The organism is Bradyrhizobium betae, assembly GCF_008932115.1.
Lineage (GTDB): Bacteria > Pseudomonadota > Alphaproteobacteria > Rhizobiales > Xanthobacteraceae > Bradyrhizobium > Bradyrhizobium betae.
Genome location: NZ_CP044543.1, coordinates 4,437,097 through 4,452,151 on the forward strand (window position 1 = coordinate 4,437,097; position 15,055 = coordinate 4,452,151).

Annotated in this window: 11 protein-coding genes and 1 pseudogene; 6 read left to right on the plus strand and 6 right to left on the minus strand. The window is 66.4% G+C overall.

Features of this window, described 5'->3' with window-relative positions; all coding sequences use genetic code 11:
• Nucleotides 1–123: 123 nt before the first annotated feature.
• Both F8237_RS21120 and F8237_RS21125 read right to left on the minus strand, forming a co-directional pair.
• Nucleotides 124–1,467 carry an ABC transporter substrate-binding protein gene (locus F8237_RS21120; RefSeq protein WP_151647575.1) on the minus strand — a complete coding sequence of 448 codons (1,344 nt, stop codon included), beginning with the start codon at nucleotides 1,465–1,467 and terminating at the stop codon, nucleotides 124–126.
• A gap of 87 nt (nucleotides 1,468–1,554) precedes the next feature.
• Entirely contained in the window at nucleotides 1,555–2,598 is a 1,044-nt protein-coding gene (locus F8237_RS21125; RefSeq protein WP_151647576.1) for a C-terminal binding protein, read from the minus strand.
• Between the two features lie 257 nt (nucleotides 2,599–2,855).
• On the opposite strand from F8237_RS21125, the gene F8237_RS21130 reads away from it, so the two are divergent.
• Nucleotides 2,856–4,541 carry a methyl-accepting chemotaxis protein gene (locus F8237_RS21130; protein ID WP_151647578.1) on the plus strand — a complete coding sequence of 562 codons (1,686 nt, stop codon included), beginning with the start codon at nucleotides 2,856–2,858 and terminating at the stop codon, nucleotides 4,539–4,541.
• 141 nt (nucleotides 4,542–4,682) lie between these two features.
• Here F8237_RS21130 and F8237_RS21135 read toward each other — a convergent pair whose 3' ends face one another.
• The gene (locus tag F8237_RS21135; RefSeq protein ID WP_162006151.1) at nucleotides 4,683–5,675 is read right to left on the minus strand and encodes a Bug family tripartite tricarboxylate transporter substrate binding protein; all 993 of its coding nucleotides are present in this window, start codon (nucleotides 5,673–5,675) and stop codon (nucleotides 4,683–4,685) included.
• A 90-nt stretch (nucleotides 5,676–5,765) separates the two neighbouring features.
• Nucleotides 5,766–6,701 carry a DMT family transporter gene (locus F8237_RS21140; protein ID WP_162006152.1) on the minus strand — a complete coding sequence of 312 codons (936 nt, stop codon included), beginning with the start codon at nucleotides 6,699–6,701 and terminating at the stop codon, nucleotides 5,766–5,768.
• Nucleotides 6,702–6,806: 105 nt separating this feature from the next.
• On the opposite strand from F8237_RS21140, the gene F8237_RS21145 reads away from it, so the two are divergent.
• Entirely contained in the window at nucleotides 6,807–7,196 is a 390-nt protein-coding gene (locus tag F8237_RS21145; RefSeq protein WP_151647582.1) for a DUF1330 domain-containing protein, read from the plus strand.
• A 207-nt stretch (nucleotides 7,197–7,403) separates the two neighbouring features.
• Here the strand turns inward: F8237_RS21145 and F8237_RS21150 are convergent, their stop codons facing one another.
• Complete coding sequence (locus tag F8237_RS21150) at nucleotides 7,404–8,336, minus strand: DMT family transporter (RefSeq protein WP_151647584.1); 933 nt, start codon at nucleotides 8,334–8,336, stop codon at nucleotides 7,404–7,406.
• A gap of 154 nt (nucleotides 8,337–8,490) precedes the next feature.
• A pseudogene (gene mgtA / locus F8237_RS21155) lies at nucleotides 8,491–10,999 on the minus strand (magnesium-translocating P-type ATPase).
• A gap of 186 nt (nucleotides 11,000–11,185) precedes the next feature.
• On the opposite strand from mgtA, the gene F8237_RS21160 reads away from it, so the two are divergent.
• The 4 genes from F8237_RS21160 to F8237_RS21175 all read left to right on the plus strand — a co-directional run bounded on the left by F8237_RS21160 (nucleotide 11,186) and on the right by F8237_RS21175 (nucleotide 15,019).
• Entirely contained in the window at nucleotides 11,186–11,704 is a 519-nt protein-coding gene (locus F8237_RS21160) for a Spy/CpxP family protein refolding chaperone (RefSeq protein ID WP_151647586.1), read from the plus strand.
• A gap of 150 nt (nucleotides 11,705–11,854) precedes the next feature.
• Nucleotides 11,855–13,120 carry an efflux RND transporter periplasmic adaptor subunit gene (locus tag F8237_RS21165; protein WP_162006154.1) on the plus strand — a complete coding sequence of 422 codons (1,266 nt, stop codon included), beginning with the start codon at nucleotides 11,855–11,857 and terminating at the stop codon, nucleotides 13,118–13,120.
• Nucleotides 13,117–14,343 (plus strand): ABC transporter permease, encoded by a 1,227-nt coding sequence (locus F8237_RS21170; RefSeq protein WP_151647590.1) that lies wholly within the window; start codon nucleotides 13,117–13,119, stop codon nucleotides 14,341–14,343. The genes F8237_RS21165 and F8237_RS21170 overlap by 4 nt, the downstream gene beginning before the upstream one ends.
• Nucleotides 14,336–15,019, plus strand: a complete 684-nt coding sequence (locus F8237_RS21175) for an ABC transporter ATP-binding protein (RefSeq protein WP_151647592.1) — start codon at nucleotides 14,336–14,338, stop codon at nucleotides 15,017–15,019. Before F8237_RS21170 ends, F8237_RS21175 begins: the two co-directional genes overlap by 8 nt.
• Nucleotides 15,020–15,055 lie beyond the last annotated feature (36 nt).

The following is a 15,055-nucleotide window of genomic DNA, read 5'->3' on the forward strand; positions in this document are numbered from 1 at the left end:
CATTGCGAGCGAAGCGAAGCAATCCAGTCTGTCTCCGTAGTGAGAGTCTGGATTGCCTCGTCGCCAGCGCAAAATTGCTTCGCAATTTGTCGCGGGCTCCTCGCAATGACGGCCTGTCGGCCGCTACTTCTGTCGCCGGAAGTAACGCTTGCAGCGCTGCTCGGCTTCCGCGGCGGCGGCTTCCGGCGTGGCAGCGCCGGTCGCGACGGACGCGAACATCTGAATCAGCACGTAGTCGGCACTGACGGCACCGGTCGCGGTCGAGATCGGACCCGCATAGCCGTCGTAATAGGTGGTCTTCATCGTGTCCTTGAACAGCTGCACCTTGGGATCCTGCGACCACACGGATGCCTCGGCATAGGCGGCCAGCGGCTGGGCCCAGTAGCCGGAGTTGGCGTTGAGCCAGGGCTCGTACTGGTCCTTCTCCAGCATGTATTGCAGGAAGGCCTTGGCGGCGTTGGGGTACTGGCTGTGCTTGAACACCATGGCGTTCAGCGTCAGGCCCGCCATCGGCGAGATCTTGGCCAGGCCCTTGGGCAGCAGTTGATGCTCGCTGTCCTCGGCGATCGCCTTGGTCGCAGGATCGTTCTTCAGCGAGAAGTACAGCGAGACGCCGTTGGCGGTCAGCGCGATCTCCTGCGCGGCGTAGGCGCGGTTGTTGCTGACGTCGTTCCACGACGTCGTGCCGGCGATGAAGGTCGGGTAGAGCTGCTTGACCCAGTTCAGCGCGGCGATCGTCTCCTTGCTGTTGATGACGACGTCGCCCTCTTCGTTGAGCACGGACCCGTTGTGCGACCACAGCGCCCAGCTCGCGAAGCCGTTGCCGTCGCCCTTGGCGTTGCCGAGCGCGAAGCCGGCCGGCTTGCCGGCCTTCTGGAGCTTCTGGCAGAGGTCGAGGATGCCGGCATGGTCTTCCGGCACCTTGTCGAAGCCGACCGATTTCAGGATCGACTTGCGGTAGATCAGGGGACCCGCGGTGGCGCCGAACGGCAGTCCGATCCAGGCGTCGCTCTTGTTCTTCTTGCCGTAGCGCTGCGCCAGCGGCAACCAGCCGCCGTAGCGCTTGCCGACATAGTCGGCGACGTCGGTCAGCTCGATCAGCTTGTCGATGTAGATGTGCGGTGCATCGGAGAAGCCGATGATGATGTCGGGGCCTGCGCCGGAATTGGCGGTCACCGCGGTCTGCTGGTTGATGTCTTCCCAGCCGACGAAGTCGACCTTGATCTCGACCCCGGTCTCCTTGGTGAACTTGGCCGCATTGGCGCGGAACACGTCCTCGTCGGCCTGGACGAAGCGGACCGGCCGAAGCATGCGCAGGGTCGCGCCCTTCTCGATCGCCAGTTTCGGGGCGGGGACGTCCGCCGCCTTGATCGCGGATTGGGCGTTGGCCGGAGCACCGGTTGCCGCGACCGCGGCAGCGGACAGGCCCAGCGCCAAGGCATCACGACGTGTGATGTCGTTCCTCATCAGTTCCTCCCTATGATGTGTCCCTTCCCGGCGTTGGTCGCCGGTGAAGGGTCGTTCCGGTCTCGGGCGCGTTGTGCGCCGCCCGCCTCAGCTGTTCGGCCCGCGGTCCATGCTGACGGGTTGCCAGCGGCGGAGCGCGGTGCTCTGCAGCACCGACGGATTGACGCAGCTTACCGGCCACATGCCCTGCAGCACCAGTGACAATTCGTAGCCCACCCGGCGCTTGCGCGCCTCGTCGAACCGTGCCGAGGCCGAGGCGACATGGGCGGTCAGGGTCACGTTCTCCATGCCGAGGATGGGATTGTTGTGGGAGGGCGGCTCCTTCTCCAGCACGTCGAGGGCGGCATGGGCGATCCAGCCCTCCTGCAGCGCCTTGATCAGGCTTTCCTCGTCGACGGTGGCGCCGCGGCCGGTGTTGATGAACACCGAGCCCTTCTTCATCTGCCGAAAATGCTTCTCGGTGAGCATGTGATGCACCTCGGGCCGCGCGGGGGCGTGCATCGAGACGAAGTCCGACTGCGACAGCACCTCGTTCAACGTCGCCGGGATCACGCCGTGGTCCCACATCAGCGTTTCCTGGATGAAGGGATCGTAGGCCATCATGCGCAGGCCGAAGGGTGCGGCGCGCTTCGCAACGGCACGCGCAACCCGGCCGAACGAGACGAAGCCGAGCGTCTGGCCCATCAGCCGCGGGATCTTCAGCAGCGCCGGCCGGCCCTCGGCCCAGCGCCCGTCGCGCGCCATGCGGTCCTGCTCGACCAGGCGGCGGAAGCCGGCAAGCAGCAGCATCATGGCATGGTCGGCAACTTCTTCGATGAAGGTGTCGGGGATGTTGGTGACGGGAATGCCGCGCGCGGTCGCCGCCTTCACGTCGACGCTGTCGACGCCGACCGAGCCGAGCGTGATGACCTTGCAATTGTCCAGCGCGTCGATGATCGACTTGGTGATGGGGATGCCCTTGGCGTAGATCGCATCGGCAGTCCTGGCGGCGGCGATGAATTCGGCCTCGTTCGCGGGAGCCTCGATGATCTCGGCATCGATCGGATCGAGCGCCTCGCGCTCATAGGAATAGTCGCTGCCCGCGACCGTGAAGCTCGCGCCCTTCGGCGTCACCACCCTGTATTTCGGCATGTCCTGCTCCCGATTTGGTTTGTCGGTTCTTGTTGTGACCCGGCCTTCTCGAACGGGCCTTTGCGTCTTTTACGCGAAATCGGGGCTGTCGCGTACAATCTGGAGTGGCGCCACGTTGATTTGTGCGCTGGCCGGTCGGTATGTCCGGGGTTCTACGGAGCCGCCGTAACAGCTTGATAAGGGGTCGCCCGCTAGAAATTGATTTAATTGCGATCGATTTGCGCGTGCCCGTATCCTTGCATCACCGGAGCCATCCCTTGAAATTGAGCAATCTGAAGATCGCCCCTAAGCTTGGCATCCTGGTCGGCATCACCTTGTTCGGCCTTTGCATCGCCGGCGTTCTCGCCGGCTTTCTGATGAAGCGCGAGATGGTGAATGCACGGCTTGATCAGAGCCGGGCAATGGCCGAGATGGCGCTCAACATGGCGATCGGTTTGCAAAAGCAGGTCGACGCCGGGCAAATGAGCAAGGACGCGGCCCTTGCCGAATTCGCCCGGCGCGGCAGCACCCTGACATACGACAAGGGCGCCGGCTACGTCTTCGCTTACACGATGGATGGCGTCGCGGTGTTGTCGCCCAACACCAAGACGATCGGCCAGAACCAGCTCGACGTCGAAACCAACGGCAGGAAGCTCGCGCGCGAGCTTCGCGACGGCGTCGCCGCCAATGGCAACGTGACGCTGCGATATGAATATATGAAGCCGGGCCAGGAGGAGCCGATCCGCAAGCTGTCCTATGCGGTTGCGATCCCCGGCTGGAATATGTTCGTCGGCACGGGCGTCTATCTGGATGATCTCGACGCCAAGATGGGCCCCGTCTACTGGCTGCTCGGCCTCGCCATGCTCGGCATCGTCATTGTCGCAGGCAGCGTGGCCTGGGTGATCGGGCGCAGCATCAGCCGTCCGCTGGCGCTGCTCGGCACCCGCATGAAGGATCTCGCCGACGGCAAGCTCGAGGGCGAGATTCCCGGCGTCGGCCGCGGCGACGAGGTCGGCGCGATGGCTTCGACCGTCCAGATCTTCAAGGACAACGCGGTCCGCATGCGGGACATCGAGAAGACCGACGCGGCAGCCAAGGATCGCGCCGCGGCCGAACGTCGCAGCGCGATGGAAGAGATCGCCAACGACTTCGAACGCAGCGTCAACGGCATCGTCCGCTCGGTCTCCTCGGCCGCCGCCGGCATGCAGAGCACGGCGCAGTCGATGACCGCGACCGCCAGCGACGCGTCCTCTCGCGCCGCCACGGTCGGCGCGGCCTCGCAAAAAGCCTCCGGCAATGTCGGCACGGTTGCCGCCGCCGCCGAGGAGCTGTCGAGCTCGGTGACGGAAATCTCCCGCCAGGTCACGCGATCGACCGAAGTGGCGAGCCGGGCCGTCAGCGACGCCGAGCGCACCAACGCCACGGTGCAGGAACTCTCCACCGGCGCCGAGAAGATCGGCGAGGTCGTCAAGCTGATTCATTCGATCGCGGCGCAGACCAATCTGCTCGCGCTCAACGCCACCATCGAGGCCGCGCGTGCCGGTGAATCCGGCCGGGGCTTCGCCGTCGTCGCCTCCGAGGTCAAGGCGCTCGCCAACCAGACCGCGAAGGCCACCGAGGAGATATCAGCCCAGGTCGCGGCGATGCAGACCTCGACCAGCGACGCCGTCGCGGCCATCGCCGGCATCACCCAGACCATCGCCGAGATGAGCGAGATCACCGCCGGCATCTCCTCGTCGATCGAGCAGCAGGGCGAGGCGACCCGCGAGATCGCCCGCAACATCCAGTCGGTCGCGGCCGGTTCGAACGAGATCAACGCCAATATCGGCAGCGTCACCTCGGCCGCGGAAGCGACCGGCACGGCGGCAACCGACGTGCTCACCAATGCGCGCGAGCTGGACAGCCAGTCTGGCGCGCTGCGCAGCGCGGTGGACGGCTTCCTCGCCAAGGTGCGCGCGGCGTAACACTGGTCTCGTGCCCCGGACGCAGCGCAGCGCTTCTTCAGCGGTGCGCTGCAGGGCCGGGGCCCATGCCTGCCGCGTTCTGGGTCCCGGCTCTGCGTCGCAACGCTCCGCGCTGCGCCGCGTCCGGGACACCGGACCGTCCTACTGCTTCTCGATCTTCGCGTTGGTGATCAGCTTCTCCCACAGCACCAGCTGCTCGTTCACGAAGGTGCCGAGCTCTTCTGGCGTGCCGGAGAAGGCGTCCATGCCGAGGGTAGCGAGCTGGGCCTTGATCTCCGGCTTCTCGACGATCTTCCGGATCTCGGCGTTGAGCCGCGTCACGATCTCCTTCGGCATGCCGGCCGGGCCGAAATAGCCCTGCCAGGACGAGATGTCGAAATCGGGCACGCCGGCCTCCTGCATCGAGGGCAGGTTCGGCACCAGCGGCGAGCGGTCCCTGGTCGTGACCGCGAGCGCGCGAAGCGCGTTGCCCTGGACATGCGGCTGGCCGGTCAGGATGTCCACGAACATCATCGAGACACGGCCGCCCATGACGTCGTTGAGCGCCGGCGGCGAGCTCTTGTAGGGCACGTGCAACAGGTCGAGCCCGGCATTGTGCGCAAAGGTCGCACCCGACACGATCGCCGAGGACGAGCCCGAGGCGTAGCTCAGCTTGCCCGGATTGGCTTTGCCGTAGGCGACCAGCTCGGCGACGGTCTTGGCCGGCACTTCGGGGTGAATCACCAGCATGAAGGGCAGATCGCCGGTGCGTGCAACCGGGGTGAAATCCTTCACCGGATCGTAGGTCAGGCTCTTGAGCAGATAGGGATTGGCCGAATGCGTCGTGTTCGTCGTCACCAGCAGCGTGTAGCCGTCAGGCGCGGCGCGCGCGACATAGGTCGCGGCGATCATGCCGTTGGCACCCGCCTTGTTCTCGATCACGATGCCGACCCCGAGTGCCTGCGACAGATGCTGCGAGATCAGCCGCGTCGTGGTGTCGGTGCCGCTGCCGGCCGCGAACGGCAGCACCAGCGTGATGTTGCGGCTCGGCCAGGTGTCGGCTTGCGCGGTGGATGCGGCGGCGAGACAGAGCGCAGCCGCGCCGGCGGCGCGCAAGGTTCTGATCAGTAAGGCTCGGATTAGTGATGACAGCATGTCCAGACGTTCCCTCTTTTTCGTTGGCGGGGAACCTAGCTTCTCTTCGCTGAAATCGGAAGACGGGAGTTTGTCGCCCGCGTCGCGGAATTATTTCACCGCGGAGCCCTGTCGTGACGCGGTCACGACGCCGGCGAGCACCAGCGCGTAGCCGATCAGGTGGAACGGCTGCAGCTTTTCCCCGAGCAGCACGATCGCCATCGCCGAGCCGAACACTGGCACCAGGTGGAAGAACGGCGCGGCCCGGTTCGGGCCGATCAGCGCCACGCCGCGGTTGAAGAAGAGATAAGCGAGCGTCGAAGGAAAGATCAGGATGTAGCCGAGCGTCGCCAGCGTCACCGTGTCGAACTGCAGGACGCTGCCGCTCCACGCCTCCCAGATCGCGGTGGGCAGCAACATCATCGCGCCACAGCAGGTGGTGAACGACAGGAAGGAGAGCTGATGAACCTTCGGCCGGCGCGGGATGAAGGCGGAGTAGATCCCGAACGCCACCAGCGAGGAGGCGAACATGATATCGCCCCGGTTGAAGCTGATGCTCGCGAGCGCCGCGAAATCGCCGTGCAGGATGATGACGAGCACGCCGAGCAGCGAGATCGCGATGCCGGCCAGCTGCGCGCCGGTCAGCCGCACGCCGAACAGAACCAGCGACCACAGCGCCACGAACAGCGGTCCGGCCGACTGGATCAGCAGCGCGTTCAGCGCCTCGGTGTATTGCAGCGCCCAGTACGAGATCGCGTTGTTGAAGGCAAAGCCCACCAGCGACAGGAACAGCATCAGCGGCAGGCTCTTGCGCAAGGCGGGCCAGTCGCGCTTCAGATGCGGCCAGGAGAACGGCAGCAGGATCAGGAACACGCCGAACCAGCGGATCGTGGTCACCGTCAGCGGCGGCACATGCGCGCCGACATGGCGCGCGAGCACGATGTTGCCGGCCCAGAACAGCGAGCTCAGGCTGAGTAGCAAATACGGCTGATTGTTGAGCCAGCTGGCGGGATTCGAGGCCGGTGGCGCGGGCGAAGCGGTCGTCATTGGCGTTGGGTACAACCTTGCGCCGGATTGCGGTCGTGACACAAGTCACGCCGCCGCAATGCTACAATGCAGGGATGACTCGGGGAGGCGCCATTGGCGGTCAATATGTTAGACATCGCGGGCCTGGAAGGGCTCGACCAGCATGCGCCGGTGGTGATGCTGAACCTGATGCGTTTCCACGATCGCTCGCGCGACGGCGACGGCTCCGGCTGGGACGCATATCTTCGTTACAGTGCGATCACGGTGCCCATGATCAAGGCACGCGGCGGCACGCTGCTCTGGACCGGCGAGGCGAAAGCGATCGCGCTCGGTCCGCACGACGGCAACGACTGGGATTTTGTCGCGCTCGTCCACTATCCGTCGCTGGCGGCCTTTCTCGACATGATGACATCTGAGGCCTACGAGCGCGACGCCGACCCGCATCGCGTCAATGGCTGCGCCGAGCACGTCATCGTCGCGACCAGCGAGGCCTACAGCAAGTTCAGGACGAAGTAGGGATATCGGTCGCGCGGCGCCTCTTCCCCTCTCCCTTGTGGGAGAGGGGGGCTCGCCGCGTTAGCGGCGAGACGGGCGAGGGGTCCCTCTCCGCGAATCCAACTTTCAGCGAATGCGTCGAGAGAGACCCCTCATCCGGCGCTTCGCGCCACCTTCTCCCACAAGGGGAGAAGGGAATGGCGTCAGCGTGCTTGGATCGAAGCGTGCCTAGCTCGCCTGCTTCCTTGACGCCACGAACACGCCCGACAGCACCAGCGCGAAGCCGATCAGATGGAACGCCTGCGGGTGTTCGCCCAGGAACGCCATCGCCATGATCGAGCCGAACACCGGCACGACGTGGAAGAACGGCGCGGCGCGATTGGCGCCGATCAGGCGCACGCCGCGATTGAAGCAGAGATAGGCGAGCGTCGAGGGAAAGACGGCGACGTAGAACAGCGTCAAGAGGTTGGGACCGTCGAACTTCATCAGCGGGCGCGCGGACAATTCCCAGATCTCCAGCGGGATCAGGCAGGCGGCGCCGGCGCCGAAGGTGAAGGCGAGGAACGACAGGCCGTGCATCGGCGGCCGCTTCAGGGTCAGCACCGAATACAGCGCGAAGATGATCAGCGCGGCGATGAAGATGAGGTCGCCCTTGTTGAACGCGATGTTCGACAGCGTGGTGAAATCGCCGTGCAGAAGGATGGTCAGCACGCCGCACATCGAAAGCGCCACGCCGAACGCCTGCGCCGCGGTGAGCCTGACGCCGAGGATGGCCAGCGACCACAGCGCCACGACCAGCGGCGCGGCGGATTGCAGCAGCAGCGTGTTGAGCGCCTGCGTATGTTCCAGCGCCCAGTATTGCAGCGTGTTGAAGGCGCCGATGCCGGTGATCGACAGCACGATCATCAGGCCGAGCCTGCTGCGGATCGCGGGCCAGTCGCGGGCGAGATGTTTCCAGGCGAACGGCAGCACCAGCAGGAAGGCGAAGGTCCAGCGCAGGAACGACAGCGTCACCGGCGGGATGTGGCCGGCGGCGAGCCGCCCGACAATGGCGTTGCCGGCCCAGCACAGCGCGGTGATGCTGAGCAGCAGATAAGGCTGGTTGGCGATCCAGCTATGGCCGGATGTTTCGGTGCCCGTGGTCTGGCCGGTGGCGGACATTGTGATTGTTCTGGCCCCGCGTCATGCGCCAAGGCCTCCGGCCCGGATGTCCGGGCCGGCGCGTCGCCCGGCCTGCCCAAAGACACGGAAACCGGCCCGATATCAACGGCGCGGCGCGCATCGCCATCATGCGAGGGCGATACGGCAGGAACCTTCATCGCCGCCGTTTGGCACGAATTGCGAACGACTTCAGGAGCTCGGCGCAGGCGAGATAGACCACGACGAGCAGCGCGATGCCGGCCATCATGATCGGCGGCGGCGCGACGAAGCCGAACCAGGTTCCGAGCGGCGTGAACGGCAGCACCATCGCGGTGAGCAGCGCGATCAGCGAGGAGGCCGTGAGCACGGGATCGGGCCAGTTGCGCCAGGGCCGTCCGTTGGTGCGGATGATGAAGATCACGAGGATCTGCGTCGCCATCGACTCGACGAACCAGGCCGTGCGGAATTCTTCCGGCGAGGCGTTGAACAGGTACAGCAGCGCGCCGAAGGTCGCGATGTCGAACACCGACGACAGCGGTCCCATGATCGCCGCAAAGCGCACCAGGCGCGACATGCTCCACACCTGCGGCTGCGCCGTGGCCTGTTTCGAGACGCGGTCGAAGGGAATGCCGAGCTCGGAGAGGTCGTAGAGCAGATTGTTGAGCAGGATCTGCGTCGGCAGCATCGGCAGGAACGGCAGCGCGATCGAGGCCGCCGCCATCGACAGCATGTTGCCGAAATTCGAGCTCGCGCCCATGCGGACATATTTGAGGATGTTGGCGAAGGTGCGCCGGCCTTCCTCGACGCCGTCGGCGACGACTTCGAGATCCGAGGCGAGCAGGATCATGTCGGCGGCGGCCTGCGCCACGCCGGTGGCGCCGTCGACCGACAGGCCGACATCTGCAACTTTCAGGGCCGGTGCGTCGTTGATGCCGTCGCCGAGGAAGCCGACCACCTCGCCGCCCGCCTGCAGCGCCTTCACGATGCGCGATTTCTGGTCGGGCGCGAGCCGGCCGAAGGCGTCGACGGAGCGCACCTGCACGGCGAGCGCCTCGTCGCTGAGCTCGGCAATGTCGGCGCCCGACAGCACACGCTCGGGGTTGAGGCCGACCAGGCCCGCGAGCCGCTTCACCACCACGGGATCGTCGCCCGACAGGATCTTCAGCGCCACGCCGCTCGCCGCGAGCCGCGCGATGGCCGCTGCGGCCGTCGGCTTTGGTGGATCGGCGAAGGCGCAAAAGCCCTCGAAGGCGAGCTCGGTCTCGTCGTCCGTCTCGACCTCGCGCAGCGCGCAGCGCGCAGCTCCAGGGCCGCGAGGCGATGGCCACGGTGCGCAGGCCCTCGCTCGCGAGCTCATGCACGCGGGCCAGCGCTGCGGCGCGCGCGCTCTCGTCCATCGCGCACAGTTCGAGCACGGCTTCCGGTGCGCCCTTGACGATGAGCAGGGCGCCTTCCGGGCCGGTCGCGAGCACCGATCCGAGCCGGCGCGAGAAGTCGAACGCCTGCCGCCCGGCCAGCGTCCAGCCCTCGGCGGCGTCGGACCGGCCGGCGACGAGGGCAGCGTCCAGCGAACCGCGATCGCCGCCGAGCGTTGCCGCGATGGCGCCGAGCTGCGCGGCCCGCACATCGTCCTTGCCATCGGCGTCGAGGCTCTTCGCGAGCGTGATCTCGGCCGAGGTCAGCGTGCCCGTCTTGTCCGTGCACAGCACGGTCATGGCGCCGAGATCATGAATCGCGGCAAGCCGCTTCACGATAACCTTGCGGCCGGCCATGCGCAGCGCGCCGCGCGACAGCGTCACCGTGGTGATCATCGGCAGCAGCTCCGGCGTCAGCCCGACCGCGAGCGCGACCGCGAACAGCAGCGAGTCCAGCACCGGGCGGCCGAACACGACGCGGACGGTGAGCACGACCAGCACCAGCGCCAGCGTGGCGCGCGCGACCACGAAGCCGAATTCGCGCAGATCGCGCTCGAACGGGGAGGGCACCTGCGCTTCGGCAAGCGCGGACGCCGCCGCTCCGAACACGGTGTCGCGGCCGGTCCTGACCACGAGCGCGATCGCCTCGCCGGTCTGCGCCACGGCGCCGCGGAACAGCGCATTCGATGTGTCGTCGGGGTCGGTGACCGCGCCGGCGTGCTTCTGCGCCGGATAGGGCTCGCCGGTGAGCGCCGCTTCGCCCGCGGTGAAGGCCGTGCTCTCCAGGATCAGCGCATCCGCAGGAATGATGTCGCCGGAACGGACGCGCAGGACGTCGCCGGGCACGACCTGGTCGACGTCGATCTCGCGGAAGGCGCCGTCGCGCTTGACCTCGGCCTTGAGCGCGACCGAGCGGCGGAGGATTTCCGCGGCGCGGATCGCATGGCCCTCCTGGACGGTGTCGAGCCCGATCGAGAGCACGAGGATCAGGACGATGATGAGCCCGCCGATCTCGTCGCCGGTCAGCATCGAGATGATGCCGGCCACCAGCAGGATCAGCGACAGCGGCTCGAGCAGCCGGCGCAGGATCGCGCGCATCGCGCCCTCGATGCGCGGCGGCGCGTCGCTGTTGGCTCCGATGCGGTCGAGGCGTTCGGCCGCCTCGCTCGCGGTCAGGCCTTGCAGCCCGCAGCCGAGCTGGGTGCCGAGATCGTCGGGTGAAAAACGCCAGAAGGTGTCTCGGGCGGCGTGCGTCGGATCATCGGCCACAGCCAGCTCTCGAAATTGTCATGCGAGGACACGTTGAGGGACGATCGAATGTGACGGGAGGCCGAAGCCGGTGATGCACACTTTCATCTCATCCATCAATTCGGCGATCGGAAATTGAGCCATGTCAATCGCTCCACCCTCCGGCGGGCTAGCCTGCCGACAGCTGCATGAACAAGGAGCAAGATCATGGTCGCAAGCATCCGGGTCGCGTTGGCCGCATCCATCGCATTGATTGCCTCGGTCCAGTTCACCGCCGCGACGGCGCAGCCCGCCGGCGGCGGTGCCTTCATGGGACCGGGCATGATGGGCTCCGGAATGATGGGAGGCATGATGGGCCGCCATGGCTTCGGCGCGATGTGCAATCCCGGAATGGCCGGTTTCGCCGAATGGCGCGCCGACCGGCTGGTGGAGAAGATCAAGCTGACCGATGCGCAGCGCGCCAAGTTCGACGAGTTCAAGGCGGCTGCCGTGAAGTCGAGCGATACCATGCGTAGCGCCTGCGTGGCCGACGTGCCCAAGACCATCGTCGGGCGCGCCGAGGCGATGGAAAAGCGCATGGACACGATGCTGCAGGCGATCAAGACCATGCGGCCTGCTTTGGAGGCGTTCTACGCGACCCTGACCGATGAGCAGAAGGCCAAGCTGGATTCGACCCAGGGTCCGGGTCAGGGCCACGGCTTCTGGCGCTGGCGCGACAATTGGTGAGCGCAGCAAGCCGCGGTTGACCTATCGCAATCCGCTCCGCCCTGTCCGGGTTAGCCTGCGGTCATCCACGCCGTTCGATCGGCCGGATCATCGAAATCAGCAAAGAGACGGTCGCACCGTCGGATTTGGCGCGATCCGCATAGCGTTGTCATGGTCGCGCAAGCAATGATCCTGCCGAACAAGAGCCGGTTTCCCTTGGCGGCGTTGTGGTCGGGATTTCTCAGTCACAAATGGTTCATCCTGGCGGTTGCGGTCCTGCTGGCCCTGGGGCTCTGGCAGGGCGTGCGAGCCATTCTCGGGCCGGCCATCGTGGTCGATCAGGTCAAGAGCGGTCGCCTGGTCGAGACCGTGGTTGCGAGCGGCCATGTCGAGACGCCTTACCGGGTCGAGATCGGCAGCCAGATCACCGGAACGGTGCAGGAGGTGCTGGTTCAGCAGGGCGAAAAGGTCACCAAGGGCCAGCCGTTGATCTCGCTGGAGGCGCGCGAATTGAAGGCGGCCGTGGTGCAGGCGCAGGGCGCGGTGGCGCAGGCCGAGGCCCGCATCAGGCAGCTCGAGGAATTGACGCTGCCCTCGGCGAAGGAGGCGCTGACGCAGGCGAACGCGACCTTGCTCAACGCGCAGCAGACCTACGACCGCACCGCGCAGCTCGAACACAACGGCTATGCGACCCGCGCGGCGCTCGACGACGCGCAGAAGACGCTCGATGTCGCGCGCGCGGCGAAGCGCGCGGCCGAGTTCCAGGTCTATACGGCGAGCGGCGGCGGCAGCGACTACGTGATGGCGCAGACCCAGGCCAATCAGGCACGCGCCAATCTCGATACGGCGGAGTCCCGGCTCGGCTATGCCACGATCGCCGCGCCCCGCGGCGGCGTCCTCATCACGCGCAGCGTCGAGCGCGGCACGGTGGTGCAGCCCGGCAAGGCGCTGCTCGTGCTGGCGCCGGCTGGCGACGTGCAACTCGTGCTGCAGATCGACGAGCGCAATCTCGGCAAGATCGCGCTCGGACAGAAGGCGATCGCCTCGGCTGACGCTTATCCGGATCGGCGCTTTCCTGCCGTGATCACCTACGTCAACCCCGGCGTCGACATCTCGCGCGCGTCCGTCGAGGTGAAGCTGACGGTCGCCGATCCGCCGGACTATCTGCGTCAGGACATGACCGTCTCGGTCGATATCGAAATCGCCGCGCGGGACGACGCGCTGACCCTGCCGTTGCGCTCCGTGCACGATGTCCTGTCCGGCGCTCCCTGGGTGCTCGGCATCAAGGACGGTCGCGCCACGCAGCGGCCGGTGAAGATCGGCCTGCACGGCAACAGCCATGTCGAGATCACCGGCGGCCTTGCCGCCGGCGACGTCGCGATCCCCCAGAGCTCGGGCGTTCTGACCGGCCAGCGTGTGCGGCCCGTGCTGCCATGAACCGCTGGTTGCCGTTCGAATGGACCATGGCCGTGCGCTTCCTGCGCGAAGGCCGGCTCCAGACCATCTTCATCATCGGCGGCATCTCGATCGGCGTCGGCGTCATTGTCTTCATGTCGGCGATGCTTGCGGGGCTCCAGGCGAACTTCATCAAGCGCGTGCTGACCTCGCAGCCTCAGATCCAGTTGCTGACGCCCGATCAGGTCGCGCGTCCGCTGCGCCACGGCGCGGGCGAGATCGAGGACGCAGTGGTGCAGCGCCCGAGCCAGCGGGTGATCTCGATCGATCAATGGCCGAAGATCAGGGCGCAGATGCAGGCGATGCCCGAGGTGGTCGCGGTGTCGCCGACGATCCTCGGCTCGGTGCTCGCGGTGCGCGGCGATGCGAGCCGCTCGGTGAATCTGTCGGGGGTCGAGCCGGACTCCTACTTCAAGATCGTCAAGGTGCCGGATTATATCGTCGCCGGCGAGGCGCGCCTGACCAGCGAGGACATCATCATCGGCGTCGAACTGGCGAAGGATCTGGGCGCCACCGTCGGCGACAAGCTCAACGTCCGCGCGGCCTCGGGCGCAACGCGCGTGCTCACGGTCTCCGGTCTGGTCGATCTCGGCAACAAGAGCGTCAACCAGCGCGTCTGCTATGCCGCGCTGCGCACCGCGCAGTCGCTGCTCGGCATGATCGGCGGCATCACCACCATCGACATCACGGTCCGTGACATCTACGCGGCCGAAGAGATCGCCCAGCGCATCCAGGCCGCCAACGTGGTCGAGGCCGACAGCTGGATCAAGACCAATGCACAGTTCTTCACCGCGGTGCAGGCCCAGCAGAACACCAACACGTTGATCCGTCTGTTCGTCGGCCTGTCCGTCGCGTTCGGCATCGCGGCGGTGCTGGTCGTCTCGGTGATCCAGCGCTCGAAGGACATCGGCATCCTGCGCGCGATGGGCACCTCGCGCGGCCAGATCCTGCGCGTGTTCCTGGTGCAGGGCGGCCTTCTCGGCTTCGTCGGCTCGCTGTTCGGGGCGGCGATGGGCGCGTTCGCGCTGGTCTATTGGCATTCGGTGGCACGCCAGGCCGACGGCACCGAACTGTTTCCGTTGATCCTGGAGCGAAGCCTGTTCGTCTACACCGCCATGCTCGCCACCGTCACCGGCCTCTTGGCCGCGATGGCGCCCGCGGTCCGCGCCGCCAAGCTCGATCCGGTGGTGGCGATCCGTGGCTAGCGAAATCCTTCGCCTCGAGAACGTGTGCAAGGCCTACAATGTCGGCCTGCCGACCGAAACCGAGGTGCTGCATGGCATCGATCTCGAGCTCGACCATGGCGAGTTCCTGGCGCTGATCGGGCCCTCCGGTTCGGGCAAGAGCACGCTGCTCAACATCGTTGGCCTGCTCGACCGGCCGACCTCCGGCCGCCTGCTGATCAAGGGGCAGGACACGGCCGCGCTCGGCGACGCCGACATCACCCGCCTGCGCGGCCACACCATCGGGTTCATCTTCCAGTATCACCTCCTGATCTCGGCCTTCACCGCGCGGGAGAACGTCATGATGCCGATGCTGGCTGATCGCGGCTTTCCCAGTGCGGAGATCGAGGCGCGGGCGAACCATCTGCTGGGGCAGGTCGGGCTGGAGAAATTCGCCGGCAACCTCGCCAACAACATGTCGGGCGGCCAGCAGCAGCGGGTGGCGGTGGCGCGTGCGCTGGCGATGAATCCCGATCTCGTGCTGGCGGACGAGCCGACCGGCAATCTCGACACCAAATCGGCCGATGCCGTGTTCGAGCTGATGCGGCAGGTCAACCGCGACAGCGGCACGAGCTTTCTGCTGGTGACCCACAACATGGACCTCGCGCGGCGCTGCGACCGCATCATCGAGGTGGTCGACGGCCGTATCCGCGCTTAAGGCCGTGGAGCCGGCCCACGGGGCGGATTTTTAGGG

What these genes read in the sequence shown, in the direction of transcription:
- F8237_RS21120 (WP_151647575.1), bottom strand. Translation starts at nt 1,467, where the DNA reads ATGAGGAACGACATCACACGTCGTGATGCCTTGGCGCTGGGCCTGTCC.
- F8237_RS21125 (WP_151647576.1), bottom strand. Translation starts at nt 2,598, where the DNA reads ATGCCGAAATACAGGGTGGTGACGCCGAAGGGCGCGAGCTTCACGGTC.
- F8237_RS21135 (WP_162006151.1), bottom strand. Translation starts at nt 5,675, where the DNA reads ATGCTGTCATCACTAATCCGAGCCTTACTGATCAGAACCTTGCGCGCC.
- F8237_RS21140 (WP_162006152.1), bottom strand. Translation starts at nt 6,701, where the DNA reads ATGACGACCGCTTCGCCCGCGCCACCGGCCTCGAATCCCGCCAGCTGG.
- F8237_RS21145 (WP_151647582.1), top strand. Translation starts at nt 6,807, where the DNA reads ATGTTAGACATCGCGGGCCTGGAAGGGCTCGACCAGCATGCGCCGGTG.
- F8237_RS21150 (WP_151647584.1), bottom strand. Translation starts at nt 8,336, where the DNA reads ATGTCCGCCACCGGCCAGACCACGGGCACCGAAACATCCGGCCATAGC.
- F8237_RS21160 (WP_151647586.1), top strand. Translation starts at nt 11,186, where the DNA reads ATGGTCGCAAGCATCCGGGTCGCGTTGGCCGCATCCATCGCATTGATT.
- F8237_RS21165 (WP_162006154.1), top strand. Translation starts at nt 11,855, where the DNA reads ATGGTCGCGCAAGCAATGATCCTGCCGAACAAGAGCCGGTTTCCCTTG.
- F8237_RS21170 (WP_151647590.1), top strand. Translation starts at nt 13,117, where the DNA reads ATGAACCGCTGGTTGCCGTTCGAATGGACCATGGCCGTGCGCTTCCTG.